This is a genomic window from Devosia oryzisoli (assembly GCF_014837245.1).
Lineage (GTDB): Bacteria > Pseudomonadota > Alphaproteobacteria > Rhizobiales > Devosiaceae > Devosia > Devosia oryzisoli.
The window spans coordinates 175,931-193,514 of record NZ_JACYFU010000003.1; the positions used below are offsets into that span (position 1 = coordinate 175,931).

Genomic DNA, 17,584 nt, shown 5'->3' on the forward strand with positions numbered 1-17,584 from the left:
TTTTGGAAAGCAACCAAGCTTTGGCGGACGACAGTCCTGGGGTCGGTGACCGCCACCCAGGTCTTGGACTATGTGTTTCCACCCCCACCGCTCGTCACCCGCGGGCTTGACGCGAGGGCTCTCTCCTCAAGCAAGTCCTCCGACCAGCCCGCCAGCCGGAGCACGCTGCTCGATCAACGCGTCCGTACACGGGCGAAGTCGACCTTTCCCTGTTCTTTCGCGCCGCGTGGCGGTGCCGAGATGGCGGCGAACGATAACGCCCCGGTGCCAGCCCGAGGGTGACGGCAGGGAGCGGGACCTGCTTTGGTCATGCCAAGGCCGAGACGGGTCCTGGCGGGAACCATGCCAACCGCGTCGCTGACCGCCAAATAATCCCCGCCCCACCCCCCGCGCGTACCCTCTCCTGTCCCACTTTCGACAGGAGACCCCGATGCCCATTCCTCTTTCCACCACCACCTATGCCAGGGCCGAGCGGCATGAGGCGCTCTGGCTGCGGATGACGGCGCTGCACAAGGCGGTGACGGGCCTCGCCGGCCGGCGGCCGGAGGGAAAAATTTCCGAGGCGGTGCGGGTGGTGGCGGAGGGGCTGCTCAGCGATTGCACGCCGTTTCGCGTTTCGGGCGAGCGGCTGGCGGTGGCCGCGCCCGACTGGGCGGGGCTGGCGGTGCAACTGGGGCAGGCGCTGGCCGAGCTCGATGCCTTTGAAAACCGCCATGCCGGGTGGGAGCCGCGCCTCAAATGCCGGGCCTGGCGCATGAAATCGGGCCCGGTGCCGGTGCGGCGGCTGCGGCCGGAGGTGACGGGCGAGGACCACAGCTACACCCCCGCCGAGGCGTCGGAGCTGCGGCGCAAGCTCGAGGCGCGCATCAACGCCATCACCAAGGCCAGGGTGTGAGACCGCGCCCGGGCGCTTGCCTCGGGCAGAACTCTGCTGCTTGTCCCCGCGCGTCTTGCCTGCGCTATCATGAGCGGCATCGCTTGCGCAGAGACGGCGTGCACGGCCACTGGCGCAGCGACGATCGGGGGGTGGGGTGTCGTGACCCCGCCCGGGCCGCAAGGAAGTGTCGGGGGTCTCTTCTACCACCCCCCGGCCTGAAGTCCGGCGGCGCAAAATCCCGATGCCCCGAGGCGGTTTTCGTCTCCTACACAACCCATCCAGAGGCGAAAACCGCCTCGGGGCCCGTCATCTTTCCCTGTGTCCGGAGGCGTGCGGCGCCGTCCGGCGCTTCGGCGCGTCGCGAAATCAGCGGCGCAGCGCCGCTGAATGAACCCAAGGGGCAGCTCGCGCGTAATGGGGAGGCTGATCCCTCCTCATGCCGCGAGTGTCCAAGATGACCCGTCTGTCCGATTTCACCCTGCCGCTGCTCGACGGCACCGACCAGCCGCTTGCGGCCTATGACGGAAAGGTGCTCCTCATCGTCAACGTGGCGAGCAAGTGCGGGCTGACGCCGCAATATCGCGGGCTCGAGGCGCTCTACCGGCAGCACCGGGACAAGGGCTTCGTCATCCTCGGCTTTCCGTGCAACCAGTTCGCCGGCCAGGAGCCGGGCACGGCGGCAGAAATCGCCGATTTCTGCTCGACCACCTATGACGTCACCTTCCCGATCTTTGCGCGCATCGACGTCAATGGCGACACGGCCCACCCGCTCTACCAGTGGCTCAAGGCGTCGGCGCCGGGGCTCTTGGGCAGCGAGGCGATCAAGTGGAATTTCACGAAGTTCCTCATCGACCGGCAGGGCCATGTGGTCGAGCGCTTCGCCCCCACCACCGAGCCCGAGGAGATGGCGCCGGCGATCGAAAAGCTGCTGTAGCACGCGGGCAACAGGCTGCACGATGTGAAGCAGCTAGCAGGGAACGTTCGGGCCGGAGCGCCGTTCGGTTGGCAAGGGGCTACCAACCGCATCGGCGTTTCGCCGGTGTTCCCTTGGCAGCGCGGGACGCGAGAATCCCGCCGAACCGACAAAAGGACTTTCCCCATGAAAAAGATGCTTATGGCCTCCGTGGCCGTGCTTTCGCTTGGCCTTGCCGCTCCCGCTTTCGCCCAGGATAGCGGCACCGTGAATGCCGATGCCGGCGCCGCCATTGGCGGTGCAGGTGGCGCAGCCGGTGGCGCGACGCTTGGCTTCCTCGCCGGCGGCCCCATCGGTGCCGTGATCGGCGGCTTTGCCGGTGCCGTGATCGGCGCCGAAGCGGGCGTCGCCAGCTCCACGGTCGAATATGCCGGCAACCATCCGGTCGATCCGATCGTCATCGACGGCTCGGTCGACGTCGGCATGGCCCTGCCCAAGAGCGTCAAGATCTACCCTGTCGAGGGCGACCCGGACTATGGCTACGTCTACGCCAATGGCCGCGTCTGGATCGTCAACATGAGCGACCGGACCCTGGTGCAGTCGCCCGGCTATGTCGTGAGCCAGGCCTCGGCCGACTATGCCATCGCCAACCCCACCACCTCGGCCAGCGTCGAGGGTGACGTAGTCGTCGGCTATGTGCTGCCCGACGATGTCGAGCTGACGCCTGTGCCGGACAACGCCTACTACGATTACGTCTACATCAACGATCGCCCGGCGCTCGTCGATGCCGGCAGCCGGACCATCGTCTGGATCAAGTAAGCAGCGGACCGTCTCCGCCCCAGCCGCCCGGTTTCGTGCCGGGCGGCTTTGCTTTGCGCTTCGGCTCGCTTACCCTTCCCGCATGACTGAGCAAGCGCCAAAGCCCCGCATCACCATCACCTACTGCACCCAGTGCAACTGGCTGCTGCGCTCGGCGTGGATGGCGCAGGAGCTGCTCTCCACCTTCTCGCTCGAATTGGGCCAACTTGTCCTCATCCCCGGCACAGGCGGTATCTTCGAGATCCGCTATGACGACGCGCTGATCTGGGAGCGCAAGCGCGATGGGGGCTTTCCGGATGTGCGGGTGCTCAAGCAGATGGTGCGGGACCGGCTCGATCCGGAGCGCAGCCTGGGCCATGTGGACGGGGTCTCGGCCGCAAAGGCGGGAGCAGGCAGCAACCCGGAATAGGTGCTTCCCGAGCATCCCCTCTACGGCTAATGTCGCCGGCAATCGCAGGTTTTCCGGAGACCGTCGCCTCATGCACTCGCTCAAGATCATCCTTGCCACCCTCGCGCTCCTGAGCAGCGGCGCCGCGGTTCAGGCTCAGGACCTGCCCGATCTGGGCGGGCGCACGATCGTTGCGGTGACGGAGAATGCCTATGTCCCGCTCAATTTCACCGATCCCAAGACCGGTGAGGGGGTGGGCCTCGAATACGATCTCTTCAACGAGATCGGCAAGCGCCTCAACGCCAAGGTCGAGTGGCAGCTCGCGAGCTGGGACGTGATGATCCAGGCGGTGCGCGATGGTCAGTTCGATGTCGGCATGGACGGCATCACCATCAATGACGAGCGCAAGCAGATGGTCGATTTCTCCGCCCCCTACCTCACCAGCGAACAGTTCATGCTGGTGCGCGCCAACGAAGACCGCTTTACCGATGCGGCGAGCTTTGCGGCCAACGACGAGTTTCTAGTGGGCGCCCAGGCCGGCACCACCAATTTCTACGTCGCCGTCTACAACGTGCTCGATGGCGATGAGGCCAATCCGCGCATCAAGCTCTTCGACACCTTCGGCGCCTCCGTGCAGGCCCTGCAGGCGGGCGACGTCGATACGGTGCTGATGGACCAGACCTCGGCCAACGGCTATATCGGCGCCAATCCCGGGGCCTTCAAGGTGATCGGCGAGGCGCTGGGCTCGGAGGATTTCGGCTTCATCTTCACCCCGGGTTCCGATCTCGTCGAACCGGTCAATGCGGCCCTGGCGGCCATCATGGCCGATGGCACCATGGACGCGCTAAAGCAGAAGTGGTTCTACGACTACAACGCGGCCCAGTAGAGACCGGCGAGCGGGGCGGGGCAGGCTGGCCTTCCTGAGTGTTCATGGTTCATCGTCCACAGCGCCCCACGCTCCTTTCCCGCATGCCGTGGTGGCTTCTCGCCATCGTGCTGCTCTTCGTGCTCGGCTTCTGGGCGATGACGGCCAACGCGGGCTATGCCACGATCTTCGCCGCGCTCTCGGGCGGCGTCGCGACCACCCTCTGGGTCACCGCCGTGGCCTTCACCCTGGCGACTGCCCTCGGCATGCTCGTGGCGCTGGCCCGCACGTCCGGCAATCGGGTTCTGGTCGAAATCGCCACCTTCTATGTCGAGATCGTGCGCGGCATTCCCGTGCTGGTGCTGCTGTTCTACGTCGCGTTCGTCGGGGCGCCTGCCCTGGTGGGGGCGGTCAACTGGGCACTCGGTCCCACCGGAGCCAGTGTCACGATCCGCCAGTTCGATTTCGCCTGGCGCGCCATCCTGGCTCTGACGGTTGCCTATTCGGCCTTCATCGCCGAGATTTTCCGGGCCGGCATTGAGGCCGTTCCGGTCGGGCAGATCGAGGCGGCACGGTCGCTGGGCCTCGGGCGCTGGGCGTGCTTCCGCCACATCGTCTTTCCCCAGGCGCTGCGCACCATCCTGCCGCCACTGGGCAATGACTTCGTCGCGATGATCAAGGATTCGGCGCTGGTTTCGGCGCTCGGCGTGCAGGACATCACCCAGCTGGGAAAAGTCTATTCCTCCGGAACATTCAAGTTCTTCGAGACCTATAACGTCGTGGCGTTCCTCTATCTCACCATGACCATTTCGCTCTCGCTGCTCGTGCGCTGGCTGGAGCGCCACATGGCGGTGGGCGATCGTCGCTGAACCCTTGCAGACCGTCCGCCAGGACACCAAATCTCGTGCCGAACAACCGGAGGTCCCCATGAACGTATTTGCCCGCCTGGGCGTCGTTGCTCTCGCCGCCGTTTCCCTCGCCGCCTGCGGCAACCGCGACGAGGTGGGCAGCGTCGGCGTCGACTGGACCGGAAACGATATCTCCATCGAAGCGGTGGCCGACCCCGATGTCGAGGGCGTCGTCTGTCACCTCGCTTTCTTCAATCGCTCCTTCATCGATCGGGTCAGCCAGGGCAACTGGTTCGAGGATCCGTCCTATTCCGCTCTCGACTGTTCCGCTGTCGGCCCGGTCACGGTGGGCGACATTTCCACCCGCCCGGGCGGCGAGGAAATCTTCAAGCAGGCCCGGTCGCTGATCTGGAAGTCGCTGCGCGTCACCCGCATCTACGACCAGGCCAACAACGCCCTGATCTATCTGGCGCACGCCCGGGAGGTGCAGCAGGGATCGGGCAAGATGAGCTTGTCCGTCGTGCCCCTCAACGGGCTCAACGTGCACTGGACAAACGGCGCCCCAAGGACGTCGGGCGAGAGCCAGTCGGTCATGGTGCAGTAGGCATTGCGCCACAGCACGAACAACAGGCAGAACGGGTTGCCTCGCTATCGACCAACAAGGCAAAAGCGTTCCGCACCCGGCCATTCATGTGAGGCTTGTGCGCACGATATTCTCGTGCACAGGCATTTAGCAGACCCGCATCGCGGGCAGAGGAAAACGACATGGCGATACTGATCGGCGACATCGCGCCCGACTTCACCCTCCAATCCACCGAGGGCACCATTCATTTCCACGATTACATCGACGGCTCCTGGGCGGTGCTGTTCAGCCACCCCAAGAACTACACCCCCGTCTGCACCACCGAGCTGGGCTACACCGCCAAGCTCAAGGACGAATTCGCCAAGCGCGGCGTCAAGGTGCTGGGCCTTTCGGTCGACAAGATCGAAGACCATGAGGGCTGGGCCAAGGACATCGAAGAGACCCAGGGCACGGCGCTGAATTTCCCGTTGCTGGCCGACAGCGAGGGCGAAGTCGCCCGCAAGTACGACATGATCCACCCGAACGCCGACAACACGCTGACCGTGCGCTCGCTCTTCGTCATCGGGCCGGACAAGAAGGTCAAGCTCAAGATCGAATACCCGGCGTCCACCGGCCGCAACTTCGATGAGGTGCTGCGCGTCATCGACAGCCTGCAGCTCACCGCCAAGCACCAGGTCGCAACGCCGGTCAACTGGAAGCAGGGCGAGGACGTCATCATCGTCCCGGCCGTCTCCAACGAGGCCGCCAAGGCGAAGTACCCCGGGGGCTGGAAGGAACTGAAGCCCTACCTTCGCATTGTTCCCCAGCCGCAGGGATGACCCCTCCCCGCGTGCCCAAGACTTCTCCCTGACCAACTTGAAGGGCGGTGGCCGAGGCCATCGCCCCTTCTTTTCCTCGGGTGGGCGAAGACCTTCTATTCTGCCGGTTCCACCGCACCCTTGCGCATGGGATTGTTCGGATGTGTCGTCCAGTTCGCATACTGACCGGTCACCACGCGCCCGGTCCGTTCATCGACAGTGCCGATGGGCAGGGCTTCCATGGTGATGCAGTCGTCCACGGGGCACACGTTGACGCACAGATTGCACCCGACGCACTCGTCGTCCATGACCTCGAAGTAGCGGACGCCGTTCTTTTCCTTGGTGATCGCCTGGTGGGACGTATCCTCGCAGGCGATGTGGCAGCGGCCACACTTGATGCAGAGTTCCTGGTTGATCCTCGCCTTGCTGATGTACTCAAGGTTGAGGAACTGCCAGTCGGTGACGTTGCGCACCGCGCGTCCGGTGATGTCGTCCAGCGTGCGGTGCCCCTTTTCGTCCATCCAGTTGGAGAGGCCCGAGATCATCTCCTCGACGATCTTGAAGCCATAGGTCATGGCGGCGGTACAGACCTGGACGTTGCCCGCACCCAGGGCCAGAAATTCGGCGGCGTCGCGCCAGGTGGTGATGCCCCCGATCCCCGAGATGGGGAGCCCGGAGGTCTCCGGGTCGCGGGCGATTTCGGCGACCATGTGGAGGGCGATGGGTTTGACGGCCGGGCCGCAATAGCCACCATGCGTCCCCTTGCCACCCACCGTCGGCACCGGCGCAAACGTGTCCAGGTCGACCGAGACGATGGAGTTGATGGTGTTGATCAGGCTCACGGCATCGGTACCGCCGTGCTTGGCGGCCCGAGCGGGCTTGCGGACGTCGGTCACGTTGGGCGTGAGCTTGGTGATCACCGGCATGCGCGTATATTGCTTGCACCAGCGCACGACCATTTCGACATATTCGGGCACCTGCCCGACGGCGGCGCCCATGCCGCGCTCGCTCATGCCATGCGGGCAGCCGAAATTGAGCTCGATGCCATCGGCGCCGGTCTCTTCCACCAGCGGCAATATAGCCTTCCAGGCATCTTCCTCGCACGGCACCATGATGGAGGCGATGAGGGCGCGGTCTGGCCAGTTCATCTTGACCGCCTTCATCTCCTGCAGGTTGATCTGCAGCGGCCGGTCGGTGATGAGCTCGATATTGTTGAGGCCGAGGAGCCGCCGGTCGGCGCCCCAGATGGCGCCGTAGCGCGGGCCATTGACGTTGACGACCGGCGGGCCTTCCTCGCCCAGCGTCTTCCAGACCACCCCACCCCAGCCGGCCTTGAAGGCCCGCTCGACATTGTACTGCTTGTCGGTCGGCGGCGCCGAGGCGAGCCAGAACGGGTTGGGGGATTTGATGCCGACGAAAGTGTTGCGCAGGTCAGCCATTGCCGCCTCCCATGAGGAACCGATGAATGCTCTCGGCCGCATCGCGGCCTTCGGCGACGGCCGTCACCGTCAGGTCGTCGCCGCCCGTGGCGCAGTCGCCACCGGCCCAGACGCCGCGCAGCGAGGTCCGCCCTTCCCCATCGACCGCAATCTTGCCACCCGCCAGCTCGAGCGCGCCGCCATCGGTGGCGAGCGTCTGGCCGATGGCCTTGAACACCTGGTCACACGCCAAAACTGCCGTCTCTCCGGTCTCGGCGAGATTTCCATCGACCAGGGTCGTGTAGGCGAGCTCGATGCCGGTCACCCGATCGCCGTCGGTCAACACGCGTTTGGGCGCCATCCAGTGGCGAATGGTGACCCCCTTGGCCGCCGCCAAATCCTGCTCGAACAGCGACGCACTCATCTGCTCCTTGCCGCGCCGGTAGACCATCGTCACCTCTTCGGCCCCCAGCAGGCGGGACTGCACGGCCGCATCGATCGCGGTCATGCCGCCGCCGATGACGACCACGCGACGCCCGATCGGCAGGCTGGCGAGGTCACTGGCCTGACGCAGTCCGGCAATGAAATCGACGGCGTTGTCGACACCGCTGGCCATCTCGTTTTCGGCCCTGAGGGCGTTGACGCCGCCAAGGCCCAACCCGAGAAACACTGCGTCGTACTCGGCCTGCAGCGTGTCGAGCGACAGGTCGCGCCCCAGCGCCTGCCCGTGGCGGATGTCGATGCCGCCGATGGCCGTCACATAATCGACCTCGGCCTGCGCAAAGTCGTCGGTCGCCTTGTAGGCGGCAATGCCGTATTCGTTGAGGCCGCCTGCCTTGGGCCGGGCATCGAACATGACGACGTCATGCCCCTTCGTTGCCAGCCGGTGCGCAGCCGCCAGACCGGCCGGGCCCGCACCCACCACCGCGATCGTCTTGCCCGTTGGGGCGGCCCGCTCGAAGAACTGGTAGTGCCCCTCCATGGCGATGTCGGTAGCATAGCGCTGCAGCATGCCGATCTTGACGGGCTTGCCTTCAGCCTCCTCCCGCACGCAGGCCTCTTCGCACAGCTGCTCGGTGGGACAGACGCGGGCGCACATGCCGCCCAGGATATTCTGTTCGAAGATCGTTTCGGCCGCGCCGACCGGATTATCGGTGGCGATCTGGCGAATGAAGAGGGGGATGTCGATGCTGGTGGGACACGCATTCATGCACGGCGCGTCGTAGCAGAAGTAGCACCGGTCCGCCTCCACATGGGCTTCGTGGCGGTCGAGCGGCGGGTGCAGGTCGGAAAAGTTCGCGGCCAGTGCGGCCGGATCGAGACGTCCGGGCGCGATGCCCTGTTTCAGAACACCTTGAGCCATCGTGACTCCCCTTGCTGCGTTTCCCCTCATCGAAACGCTAGCGCAGCTCCTATTTTTTATCAATTGGTCAAATTATGAGCCAGTGGAACCCTTCCGATGGCCACATTTGCCCCCATTTGTCGCCGCCGCATGGCGCAAAGTTGCTGCCATTGTTCTTGGAACCCCGGTTTTTGAGAGGCTTGTCGGAGTCGTGATGCAACCGTTGCAGACAAAACACACGAGGAAAGCCATTGCGCCTCATTGACCAGTTGAGCGCATGATTCGGATGAATCGACCCAGCAGGAGGATTCTAGTTCTCCTGGACCTTTTTGGTTAAGCCGCTCGGTTAGTAAAGTCCTGCCATCGGCGTGTGGCGGATGTGCCACAATGGGACTCGCGCCCCATTTCCCCGCATTTTCCCTCACATTTCGGCCTTTGCCACAATCTAGTCAGCCCTCATCGATAACTTGAGTGAGCTAGACCATTGATCAACAAAGCCGTCCGCGTCGCCTCATGCGCAGCAGTCCTCGCCCTCTTCTCGACTTCTGCGTTCGCCCAATGTGGTGGCGCCTCCTGGTATGGCCCCGGCTTTAACGGCAAGACGGCCGCGTCGGGAGAAATCTTCAACGAGAACGCCATGACGGCGGCTCACAAGTCGCTTCCTTTCGGCACCAAGGTGAAAGTCGTTGACCAGCGGACCGGCAAGGAAGTCGAGGTCACCATCAACGACCGCGGCCCCTACCACGGCGGGCGCATCATCGACCTGTCCAAGGCTGCGGCGACCAAGCTGGGCTTCCGCAACCGCGGCACCACGTCCGTCTGCCTCGCTCAGATGTAGGCCTGCGCGCTCTCGAACAAAAAGGCCGCCTGCGAGGGCGGCCTTTCTCGTTTTGGGCTCACGTGCCGACGCGGTCGCGGACGAAATCATCTATCGCCTCACGCTCGGCGCCGATGTCCGCCAGCAGGCGGTTGTCCAGTGCCCGCAACCGGCGCGCAGTGTCGTGCCGGAGCCGCCAGGTGCGGAATCGTTTGGTCAGATTTGAAAGCATCGTTGCGCTCCTCTGTCATGTGCGAGGGCCGTTGCAAGTTTGAAAAACTTCAGCACGACCAGCGCCCGTATCGGGCCCGCTCACACCAGAAAGAGTGGCCAAAGCTCGGCGCTTCAGCTACAGACAAGAGCGAAACGTTCTTTTCACATGTGAAAAATGGATCCTTCCTGGAACGACCTGAAGCTCTTTCTCCAGGTGGCGCGGCTGGGTGGCCTCAGCGCAGCGGCGACCGCAACTGGTCTTTCTCCGGCCACGCTCGGCCGGCGGGTCGCGGCCGTGGAGCAGCAACTCGGCCAGCCGCTCTTCCTGCGCAGCCAGAAAGGCTATCGGCTGACCCCGGCCGGCGAGGACCTGCTGGTTCGCGCCGAGGAGGTCGAGACGGCGATGGTCGCCGTCAAGCGCTGGGCTGAGGGTGCTGCGGCTCAGCGCGTCGTACGGGTTTCCGCGGGGCCGTGGACGTCGGCCTTCCTTGCCCGCCATATCGGACGGCTCTGGAGTCCATCGGACCCCTTCGGGATCGAGTTTGTCACGGCCAATGAAAAGGTCGACATCGGCCGGCGCAATGCCGATATCGGCATCCGCAACCAGCGCCCCAGCGAGCAGTGGCTGGCAGGTCGATCCATGGGGCGCGTCGCTTACGGCCTCTATGCCCGTCCGGAGTTGGTGCACGGTGTTTCCGCCGGCTACTTCGTCGGCACGGCCAGCGGCGGCTACCAGACTCATTCGGCTCGCTGGCTGCAAGCGCACCATGCCGACCGCATCGCCATACGCGGCAACGACGCCCTGGGTGTGCTTGAACTGGTGGCCGCGGGGGCGGGCATCTCGGTCTTTCCGTGCTTTGTGGGCGACAGCGACCCGCGCCTCGCCCGCATGGCGCCGCCCATCCCGGAGCTCGAGACCGACCATTGGCTGGTCTGCCATCACGAGGAACGCCACGTCCCGGCCGTCCGCACCGTCACCGAACGGATCGCCACCCTCATGCACGAGCACAGCCGGCTGTTTCGCGGCGAAGGGAAAGCTCGCTAGGGGGGCGTTAGCTGCGCCGGTCCGGCGAAGCGACGACTGTTTGCGGGGTGATAGGGTGCCCCCTGTGGCAGTGTGACCCGAATGCAAACGTTGCAAGAATAGGTTTGGCCGCTTTGTGAGACCGTTCCCCTGGTGGAGGAAATGGCATAGCGTGCGGTCCGATTGATCTTTTCCAGCAGTGTCCTCCCATGCGATTCGGCCTCGATTTGCCGCCCCAGATCAAGGTCTTCGGGGCCTTCTTTGTTTATTCCTTCTGCATGGGGAGCCTCTATCCGCGCCTACCGGCCATCCAGGCCGCCATGGGTGTGGGGGAAGGCGCCTTGGGGCTGTCCCTGATCGGCGCTGCGATCGGCACGCTGATTTCGCTCACCTTTGCGCCCCCTATCATCGAGCGCATCGGTTATCGCCGCACCCTCTTGGGCGCCATTCCCTTGCTCTCGGCTCTCTACGCGGCTTCAGTCTGGGCGCAGGGGCCGCTGGCCTTCTTCCTGTTGCTGGTTCCGGTGGGCATGACGATTGGCTGCATCGAGATCATCATCAATCTTGAGGCCGACCGGGTGGAGCACGCCATCGGTCGGCGCATCATGAGCCGCGCGCACGCCTTCTGGAGCTTTGGCTTTTTCTCCGCCGGCATGGTCGGCTCGTTCATTGCCCAGTCTGGGCTGCCCCCGCAGGCTCACCTGGCGCTGATGATCCCGGTGGTGACGCTGGGCACCTTCGTCGTCCTCGGCCGCTTCGAGCCGGCCGCGCATCGCACCGGCTCGAGCACCGAGGCAACGCCGCATTTCGCACGGCCCACCTTGCCTATCCTCAGCCTCATCAGCGTCTGCATCGGCGCCATGATGATGGAAGGCGCCGGGATCGACTGGTCCGCCATATACATGCGCAATCTCTTCGACGCGACGCCGTTCTGGGCCGGCTTCGCGGTGGCGCTCGTTGCCGGCTCGCAGGCCGTGGCGCGCTTCTTTGCCGACGGGTTTGTCGAGCGCTACAGCCCGGTCCTGGTGGCGCGGGTTCTCGTCACCATCCTCGGCATCGGGGCCGCCCTGATGTTCGTGGCCCAGGCAAGCTGGGTGGGCTATCTCGGGCTCGTGCTGATCGGCGTGGGCTCGAGCGCCCTCTTCCCGCTCTCCATGTCGGCGGCGGCGCAGCGCACCGACCGGCCAGCTGCGGTCAATGTGGCGGCGCTGACCCAGATCGCGTTCGTCTCATTCCTGCTTGGGCCGCCGCTCCTGGGCTATGTTGCCGAGCACTTCGGCATCCATTGGACCTATGGCATCGGCGTACCGCTGGCCATTCTCGGCTTCATGACGGCGGGCGCCCTCGGGTCGCGCCCGGTCAAGGCAGTGGTGACCCCATGATCGCCCCTCAGTTCCGCATCTATGCGTGCTTTTTCCTGTTCGCCGTCACCACCGGCGCCCTGATGGCCCGCATGCCTGACATCCAGACCCACCTTGGCGTCACCGAAGGCCAGCTGGGCCTGACCATGATCGGCATGTCCATCGGTTCGCTGATTTCGCTGACCTTCGGCGCGGGGTTTATCGACCGCCTCGGCTTTCGCACCTCCGCTCTCGTCACGACGCTTGGACCGGTCATCCTGATCTCAAGCATTCCCTGGCTCCCCAACGCGCCGCTGGTGTTCTGCGTCCTCTTTGTCACCGGCATCCTGTCCGGGGCGCTGGAGATCAATCTCAATGTCGAGATCGACCGGCTCGAAGCACAGACCGGCAAGCGTTTCATGAACCGCGCGCACGGCTTCTGGAGCGTCGGCTTCTTCGTCACCGCCCTGTTCGGCGCCATGATCCGGCAGTCGGGCCTGCCGGCCAACTGGCACCTGCTGATCGTTGCCATTTTCGGGGTGGCGTTCGGCCTCTTCATGCTCTGGGGCGCCACCTCGGCGCCGCGCCGCGGTGCGGCCAGCAATGCCGATGGACACGTCATTGCGTTTCCCAACTGGGGCCTGCTGCCGCTCTGCCTCATCGGTTTTGCGGCCTTCCTCGTGGAGGGCGCGGGCATCGACTGGTCGGCGATCTACATGCGCGACATCTTCTCGGTCGAGCCGTTCGTCGGCGGCATGGGCCTTACGCTCTTTGCCTTCTTCATGGCCGCGATGCGCCTCTCCGCCGACCCGGTCGTTGGCCGCTTCGGGCCGCGGCGGGTGGCGGTATCGCTCCTCAGCCTTGCGACACTCGGTGCGCTGCTCGTGGGCATCGCGCCCGCGCCCGCTGTGGCGCTGTTTGGCTTTGCGCTGATGGGCATCGGCTGTTCCGCCGTCTACCCGCTGGCGGTGTCGGCCGCGGCGCAGCGCACCGACCGGCCGTCGGCTGTCAATGTCGCGGCGCTGGGGCAGGTGAGCTTCGTCGTGTTCTTTCTCGCGCCGCCGCTCCTGGGGTTCATTGCCGAGCACTGGGGCATCCGCAATTCGTACCTCATCTGCCTGCCGCTGCTGCTGGCGGGCCTGTGGGCATCGAGCTTTGCCTTGGGCACGCGCAAGGTCGAGGTTCCGCTCGGCCTGCCGCCGGAACCCCTGCCGCCCAATGGCTGACGACCTGCCGCCCATCGTCGACCTCCGCCAGTCTGCGACGGCGCTACGGGTTCAGCGCGGCGTCATGCGCATGCTGCGCGAGCGACACGACATGGCCTGTTACGCGGAGGTGCCGCTGGCCAATGGCCGCCGGGCCGACGTGCTGGCGGTGGGGCCGAAGGGCGAAATCTGGATCATCGAGATCAAGTCCAGCCTCATCGACTTCCAGGTCGATCGCAAATGGCCCGAATACCGGGAATTTTCGGACAGGTTCTTTTTCGCCAAGCCGCCGGAACTCGAGGGGGAGATTTTCCCGCAGAGCGAAGGGCTGATCGTGGCCGATGGGCATGACGGCGCCATCCTGCGCGACAGTCCGGAGACGCCGCTGGCACCGGCACGCCGAAAGGCGCTGATGCTGAAGCTGGCGCGAATGGGCGCCGACCGCATTCATGGCCTGATGGACCCCGGCCCCCGCTGATCGCTTTTTCCACGTGGCGCCCGCCGCCCTGATCCAACCGGATCCGCCCATGCCCTTCTTCGCCCGCCACTGGCGGATCATCGCCCTGTTTTTCGCCCACGCCCTGGCGGCCGGCGCCATCCATACGCGCATCCCCGATCTCCAGCTGCAGATGGGCCTCAGCGAGGGGCAGTTGGGGCTGGTGCTGATGGGCCAACCGCTGGGCGGCCTCTCGATGTTCCTCTTTTCGAGCACCATCATCGAGCGCTTCAGTCCCCGCCGCGTCGTCCTGGTGCTCCTGCCGCTGGTCATGGTGACGGCGGCACTGGCCACCGTCTGGCTCGACCCCTTGGCGTTTTTCTGCATACTGGCGATCAACGGCATCGGGTTTTCCCTGACCAACATCGCCATCAACGTGGAGGCCGACCGCATCGAGGCGGCCGGCGACGTTCGCGTCATGAACACCTGCCACGGGGCGTGGAGCGTCGGGTTTCTCCTCACCTCGCTGATCGGGGCCGCGGTTCGCGGCCTCGGCGTATCTCCTGCCGTTCACCTCTGGGCGCTGGTGCCGATCCTGAGCATTCTTCTCTTTGCGGTGCTCGTTCGCATGCCCGTCGCGCCGTCCCGTCCGCATGCGGGCACTAAAGGACGCAAGCTCGCCGTGCCAACGCTCGCGACGCTCGGCCTTGTGGCCTTCGGCCTGGGCGCCGGCCTGACCGAAGGCGCCTCGCGCGCCTGGTCGATCATCTATCTGCGCGACAGCTTCGAGGTTCCGGCCTTCGTGGAGTCGCTGGCCTTGCCGGCCCTGCTCCTGGCAATGGCCGTGGGGCGCCTCGTGGCAGACCGCTTCATCGAGCGCTTCGGCCCCGTGCGGGTCGCTCGGTCCCTTTCCGGGCTCGCCGTGGTGGGTATGGTGATGGTCGTGATTGCCCCCGACGCCTACCTCGCGCTCCTCGCCTTCCTTCTGGTCGGCATCGGCATTTGCGTGCTCTATCCGCTGATGCTTTCCGCCGCCGCGCGGCTGGGGGATCGCCCCGCCTCGCAGAACGTCGCAGCCACCACGCTCGTGTTCCAACTGGTCAATCTGGGCGCGCCGGGGCTGATCGGCGCCGTCGCGCAGGGACTTGGGGTGCGTATCGCCTTTGCCGTGCTGATCCCGCTCCTGGTCCTCACCTTCACCATGGCCGGGCGCCTCGAGCCGCAGCAGTCAACCGCCGCCCGATAATTCTTGCTGCCGATGTCGCATCGGGGGATGCTCGCTCGTCTCAAGGGCAAGGCGCACCTTCCGGCGCGCCGGCAGGCAAGCACGAAGGAGACGACGATGCCGTATATCGATGGATTTCTCGCCGCGGTCCCCAAGGCCAACAAGGAGAAATATCTGCGCCATTCGCGTGCGGCGGCGGAGCTTTTCCGCAAGTGGGGCGCGACGCGCGTGGTGGAAAACTGGGGCGACGACGTGCCCAAGGGCACCGTGACCGATTTCTACCGGGCGACGCAGGCCAAGGACGACGAAGTGATCGTCTTCTCCTGGATCGAATATCCGGACAAGGCGACGCGTGCGGCCATCCAGAAACGAATGATGGAAGACCCGGAGATGGCCAGCGTCGGCGACATGCCGTTCGACGGTAAGCGCATGATCTTTGGCGGGTTCGAGACGCTGTTCGCCGAGGAGTGATTGTCCGCTAGCGCGGGGCGCGCTTGGCCAAAATCCGCTGCAGGGTGCGCCGGTGCATGTTGAGCCGGCGTGCCGTTTCGGACACGTTGCGGTCGCACAGCTCATAGACGCGCTGGATATGTTCCCATCGCACGCGGTCGGCCGACATCGGGTTTTCCGGCGGCTCGGGCTTGTCCTCGCCCGTTGCCAGCAGCGCGTTGATCACGTCGTCCGCGTCCGCCGGCTTGGAGAGATAATCCATGGCGCCAAGTTTTACCGCCGTCACGGCAGTGGCGATATTGCCGTAGCCGGTGAGGACAATGGCGCGCGCGTCGGGGCGCTTCTGGTGCAGGGCCGAGACCACGTCCAGCCCATTGCCGTCTTCGAGGCGCAAATCGACCACAGCATAGGCGGGCGCGCGTTCATCCACCGCCGTCAATCCCGCCGCCACGGTGCCGGCGGTGCGGACTTCGAATCCGCGCCGGACCATGGCGCGCTCGAGGCGACTGAGGAACGCGGCGTCGTCATCTACCAGAAGGAGGCTGGGGTCTGCAGCCAGTAGCTCTTCGATCGTGTCCATGGGCTCTAGATAAGGTTTGTTTGTCCATACGTCAAAAGGACTTCAGTGGATCGTTTCGCGCTCCCCGTCTCGCGGCCATGTGATCCGCACGCGCGCATGCCCAACCGAACTCGCATTGTCGAATGTCAGCCGGGCGCCGGTGCGCTCCAGCAGCGTCTTGGCGATGAAAATGCCCAGGCCGAGGCCACCGGGCTGGTGCGCGTCGGCACCGGCAGGATCGCGCGGGCGGCTGGTGAGATAGGGCTCTCCCAGCCGGGCGATCAGCTCCGGCGCAAAGCCCGGGCCATCGTCGGAAATGACAACGGTGATGCGCGTCTGGGTCCAGGTGCTGTCGACCCGAACGGTGCCACGGGCAAAGTCGGTGGCGTTCTCGATCAGATTGCCAAGCCCATAGAGCAGGCCGACGCTGCGATGAAAGATTGGCGCAGGGCCCGATGCTTCCCCGGTGTAGAAGAGGATCGCCTTGCCCCTTGCCTCATGCGGTCGCGACACTTCTGCAAGGATATCGGTCAGCGGCGCCTCCGCGAACGGGTCGGCCGGATCGGCGCCGAGATTGCGCAGGCGTGCGAGAATGGCCCGGCAACGCGCGGCCTGCTCGATGATCAGTTCGACGTCATCGGCCATCGGACTGCCATTCTCGACTTCCGCCCGCATTTCCTTGGCGGCGAGCGCGATGGTCGAGAGTGGCGTGCCCAGCTCGTGCGCCGCCGCTGCAGCAAGGCCATCAAGGGCAGAAAGCTGCTCCTTGTGCGAGAGCGCCAGCTCGGTCGCTGCCAGGGCATCGGCAATCTGCCGGCTGTCATGGGCAACGCGGTTGGTATAGGCCGCGATGAAGACGACGCCGCAGATGATCGAGACCCAGATGCCGATGACGTAGATGCGGTTGAAGTTGATGGTCTCCGCCGGGTCCCAGGGCAAGGGCAGGTGCCAGACCGAGAGGGCCGAAGCCACGAGGGCCGCAAGGATGGCGATGGCGAAAGCTTCCTTGCGTGGGAGACTGGTCGCCGAAACCGAAACGGGCGCCAGCAGCAAAATCGCGAACGGGTTGTGCAGTCCGCCGGTCAGGGCAAGCAGCCCACCGAGCTGGCAGAGGTCGAAGGCCAGTTGCAGGGCGGCCGAGCGCGCCGACAGCCGCCCGTTGACACCCAGGCGCAGCGCCAGGGCGATGTTGATGGCCGCCGACAGCGCGATCAGCGCCAGGCACGCCCAGAGCGGCAAGGGAAAGCCCAACCCGCCATAGACGAAAAGCACGCTGATGGCCTGGCCAGCCACGGCTAGCCAGCGCAGTCCGACCAACGTCTGCATGCGCAGTGGTCGCCATACGCCGGGGGCAGGCAGGCCGGAAACGGTGACGTCACTCATCCTTGTTCCTTCAGGCGCCACAGGGGAGACGGCGCATAGGTACCGCAAAACATCATTTCAAGCGCGTTTTTTTGATGGGCAC

At 65.2% G+C, this 17,584-nt stretch carries 20 protein-coding genes; 15 read left to right on the plus strand and 5 right to left on the minus strand.

Features of this window, described 5'->3' with window-relative positions; translation table 11 throughout:
• The first annotated feature begins 430 nt into the window (after positions 1-430).
• From IC608_RS12335 to IC608_RS12370, 8 genes are all read left to right on the plus strand, one after another.
• Positions 431-895, plus strand: coding sequence for a hypothetical protein (locus IC608_RS12335; RefSeq protein ID WP_191775773.1), 465 nt, complete (start codon positions 431-433; stop codon positions 893-895).
• A gap of 436 nt (positions 896-1,331) precedes the next feature.
• Positions 1,332-1,811, plus strand: a complete 480-nt coding sequence (locus IC608_RS12340; RefSeq protein ID WP_191775775.1) for a glutathione peroxidase — start codon at positions 1,332-1,334, stop codon at positions 1,809-1,811.
• Between the two features lie 165 nt (positions 1,812-1,976).
• The gene (locus IC608_RS12345; protein ID WP_191775777.1) at positions 1,977-2,609 is read left to right on the plus strand and encodes a DUF1236 domain-containing protein; all 633 of its coding nucleotides are present in this window, start codon (positions 1,977-1,979) and stop codon (positions 2,607-2,609) included.
• A gap of 82 nt (positions 2,610-2,691) precedes the next feature.
• On the plus strand, positions 2,692-3,018 hold the full coding sequence (locus IC608_RS12350) for an Rdx family protein (protein ID WP_191775779.1): 327 nt from the start codon (positions 2,692-2,694) through the stop codon (positions 3,016-3,018).
• 70 nt (positions 3,019-3,088) lie between these two features.
• Positions 3,089-3,883: a transporter substrate-binding domain-containing protein gene (locus IC608_RS12355; protein WP_191775781.1), complete on the plus strand. Its 795-nt coding sequence runs from the start codon at positions 3,089-3,091 to the stop codon at positions 3,881-3,883.
• Positions 3,884-3,927: 44 nt separating this feature from the next.
• On the plus strand, positions 3,928-4,731 hold the full coding sequence (locus tag IC608_RS12360) for an amino acid ABC transporter permease (RefSeq protein ID WP_191775783.1): 804 nt from the start codon (positions 3,928-3,930) through the stop codon (positions 4,729-4,731).
• 58 nt (positions 4,732-4,789) lie between these two features.
• Positions 4,790-5,314, plus strand: coding sequence for a CreA family protein (locus IC608_RS12365; RefSeq protein WP_191775785.1), 525 nt, complete (start codon positions 4,790-4,792; stop codon positions 5,312-5,314).
• 161 nt (positions 5,315-5,475) lie between these two features.
• Complete coding sequence (locus IC608_RS12370; protein WP_191775786.1) at positions 5,476-6,111, plus strand: peroxiredoxin; 636 nt, start codon at positions 5,476-5,478, stop codon at positions 6,109-6,111.
• A 95-nt stretch (positions 6,112-6,206) separates the two neighbouring features.
• Here IC608_RS12370 and preA read toward each other — a convergent pair whose 3' ends face one another.
• Together preA and IC608_RS12380 are read right to left on the minus strand one after the other, a co-directional pair.
• Positions 6,207-7,529, minus strand: coding sequence for an NAD-dependent dihydropyrimidine dehydrogenase subunit PreA (gene preA, locus IC608_RS12375; protein ID WP_191775788.1), 1,323 nt, complete (start codon positions 7,527-7,529; stop codon positions 6,207-6,209).
• Positions 7,522-8,871, minus strand: a complete 1,350-nt coding sequence (locus IC608_RS12380) for an NAD(P)-dependent oxidoreductase (protein WP_191775790.1) — start codon at positions 8,869-8,871, stop codon at positions 7,522-7,524. The genes preA and IC608_RS12380 overlap by 8 nt, the downstream gene beginning before the upstream one ends.
• Before the next feature lie 463 nt (positions 8,872-9,334).
• Here IC608_RS12380 and IC608_RS12385 point away from each other — a divergent pair, with 463 nt between their 5' ends.
• The gene (locus IC608_RS12385) at positions 9,335-9,688 is read left to right on the plus strand and encodes a septal ring lytic transglycosylase RlpA family protein (RefSeq protein WP_191775792.1); all 354 of its coding nucleotides are present in this window, start codon (positions 9,335-9,337) and stop codon (positions 9,686-9,688) included.
• A 58-nt stretch (positions 9,689-9,746) separates the two neighbouring features.
• On the opposite strand, the gene IC608_RS12390 is transcribed toward IC608_RS12385, so the two are convergent.
• On the minus strand, positions 9,747-9,899 hold the full coding sequence (locus tag IC608_RS12390) for a YjiS-like domain-containing protein (protein ID WP_191775794.1): 153 nt from the start codon (positions 9,897-9,899) through the stop codon (positions 9,747-9,749).
• Positions 9,900-10,055: 156 nt separating this feature from the next.
• Here IC608_RS12390 and IC608_RS12395 point away from each other — a divergent pair, with 156 nt between their 5' ends.
• From IC608_RS12395 to IC608_RS12420, 6 genes are all read left to right on the plus strand, one after another.
• Positions 10,056-10,925: a LysR family transcriptional regulator gene (locus IC608_RS12395; RefSeq protein ID WP_191775796.1), complete on the plus strand. Its 870-nt coding sequence runs from the start codon at positions 10,056-10,058 to the stop codon at positions 10,923-10,925.
• 188 nt (positions 10,926-11,113) lie between these two features.
• A complete protein-coding gene (locus IC608_RS12400) occupies positions 11,114-12,286 on the plus strand; it encodes an MFS transporter (RefSeq protein ID WP_191775798.1) in 1,173 nt (390 codons plus the stop codon).
• Complete coding sequence (locus IC608_RS12405) at positions 12,283-13,470, plus strand: MFS transporter (RefSeq protein ID WP_191775799.1); 1,188 nt, start codon at positions 12,283-12,285, stop codon at positions 13,468-13,470. Before IC608_RS12400 ends, IC608_RS12405 begins: the two co-directional genes overlap by 4 nt.
• Positions 13,463-13,927, plus strand: coding sequence for an MmcB family DNA repair protein (locus IC608_RS12410; protein WP_191775802.1), 465 nt, complete (start codon positions 13,463-13,465; stop codon positions 13,925-13,927). The genes IC608_RS12405 and IC608_RS12410 overlap by 8 nt, the downstream gene beginning before the upstream one ends.
• 49 nt (positions 13,928-13,976) lie before the next feature.
• Positions 13,977-15,131, plus strand: coding sequence for an MFS transporter (locus IC608_RS12415; RefSeq protein WP_191775805.1), 1,155 nt, complete (start codon positions 13,977-13,979; stop codon positions 15,129-15,131).
• Positions 15,132-15,227: 96 nt separating this feature from the next.
• Positions 15,228-15,581: a DUF1428 domain-containing protein gene (locus IC608_RS12420; protein WP_191775808.1), complete on the plus strand. Its 354-nt coding sequence runs from the start codon at positions 15,228-15,230 to the stop codon at positions 15,579-15,581.
• 7 nt (positions 15,582-15,588) lie between these two features.
• On the opposite strand, the gene IC608_RS12425 is transcribed toward IC608_RS12420, so the two are convergent.
• Complete coding sequence (locus IC608_RS12425) at positions 15,589-16,140, minus strand: ActR/PrrA/RegA family redox response regulator transcription factor (RefSeq protein WP_191775811.1); 552 nt, start codon at positions 16,138-16,140, stop codon at positions 15,589-15,591.
• Between the two features lie 42 nt (positions 16,141-16,182).
• The gene (locus IC608_RS12430; protein WP_191775814.1) at positions 16,183-17,502 is read right to left on the minus strand and encodes an ActS/PrrB/RegB family redox-sensitive histidine kinase; all 1,320 of its coding nucleotides are present in this window, start codon (positions 17,500-17,502) and stop codon (positions 16,183-16,185) included.
• Between the last annotated feature and the right edge of the window lie 82 nt (positions 17,503-17,584).

Bases quoted from the DNA above. Each gene is read 5' to 3' on its own strand.
- IC608_RS12425 (WP_191775811.1), bottom strand. From the start codon at position 16,140: ATGGACACGATCGAAGAGCTACTGGCTGCAGACCCCAGCCTCCTTCTG.
- IC608_RS12430 (WP_191775814.1), bottom strand. From the start codon at position 17,502: ATGAGTGACGTCACCGTTTCCGGCCTGCCTGCCCCCGGCGTATGGCGA.
- IC608_RS12415 (WP_191775805.1), top strand. From the start codon at position 13,977: ATGCCCTTCTTCGCCCGCCACTGGCGGATCATCGCCCTGTTTTTCGCC.
- IC608_RS12360 (WP_191775783.1), top strand. From the start codon at position 3,928: ATGGTTCATCGTCCACAGCGCCCCACGCTCCTTTCCCGCATGCCGTGG.
- IC608_RS12410 (WP_191775802.1), top strand. From the start codon at position 13,463: ATGGCTGACGACCTGCCGCCCATCGTCGACCTCCGCCAGTCTGCGACG.
- IC608_RS12355 (WP_191775781.1), top strand. From the start codon at position 3,089: ATGCACTCGCTCAAGATCATCCTTGCCACCCTCGCGCTCCTGAGCAGC.
- IC608_RS12350 (WP_191775779.1), top strand. From the start codon at position 2,692: ATGACTGAGCAAGCGCCAAAGCCCCGCATCACCATCACCTACTGCACC.
- IC608_RS12405 (WP_191775799.1), top strand. From the start codon at position 12,283: ATGATCGCCCCTCAGTTCCGCATCTATGCGTGCTTTTTCCTGTTCGCC.
- IC608_RS12420 (WP_191775808.1), top strand. From the start codon at position 15,228: ATGCCGTATATCGATGGATTTCTCGCCGCGGTCCCCAAGGCCAACAAG.
- IC608_RS12340 (WP_191775775.1), top strand. From the start codon at position 1,332: ATGACCCGTCTGTCCGATTTCACCCTGCCGCTGCTCGACGGCACCGAC.
- IC608_RS12390 (WP_191775794.1), bottom strand. From the start codon at position 9,899: ATGCTTTCAAATCTGACCAAACGATTCCGCACCTGGCGGCTCCGGCAC.
- IC608_RS12400 (WP_191775798.1), top strand. From the start codon at position 11,114: ATGCGATTCGGCCTCGATTTGCCGCCCCAGATCAAGGTCTTCGGGGCC.
- preA (WP_191775788.1), bottom strand. From the start codon at position 7,529: ATGGCTGACCTGCGCAACACTTTCGTCGGCATCAAATCCCCCAACCCG.
- IC608_RS12345 (WP_191775777.1), top strand. From the start codon at position 1,977: ATGAAAAAGATGCTTATGGCCTCCGTGGCCGTGCTTTCGCTTGGCCTT.
- IC608_RS12335 (WP_191775773.1), top strand. From the start codon at position 431: ATGCCCATTCCTCTTTCCACCACCACCTATGCCAGGGCCGAGCGGCAT.
- IC608_RS12380 (WP_191775790.1), bottom strand. From the start codon at position 8,871: ATGGCTCAAGGTGTTCTGAAACAGGGCATCGCGCCCGGACGTCTCGAT.
- IC608_RS12370 (WP_191775786.1), top strand. From the start codon at position 5,476: ATGGCGATACTGATCGGCGACATCGCGCCCGACTTCACCCTCCAATCC.
- IC608_RS12365 (WP_191775785.1), top strand. From the start codon at position 4,790: ATGAACGTATTTGCCCGCCTGGGCGTCGTTGCTCTCGCCGCCGTTTCC.
- IC608_RS12395 (WP_191775796.1), top strand. From the start codon at position 10,056: ATGGATCCTTCCTGGAACGACCTGAAGCTCTTTCTCCAGGTGGCGCGG.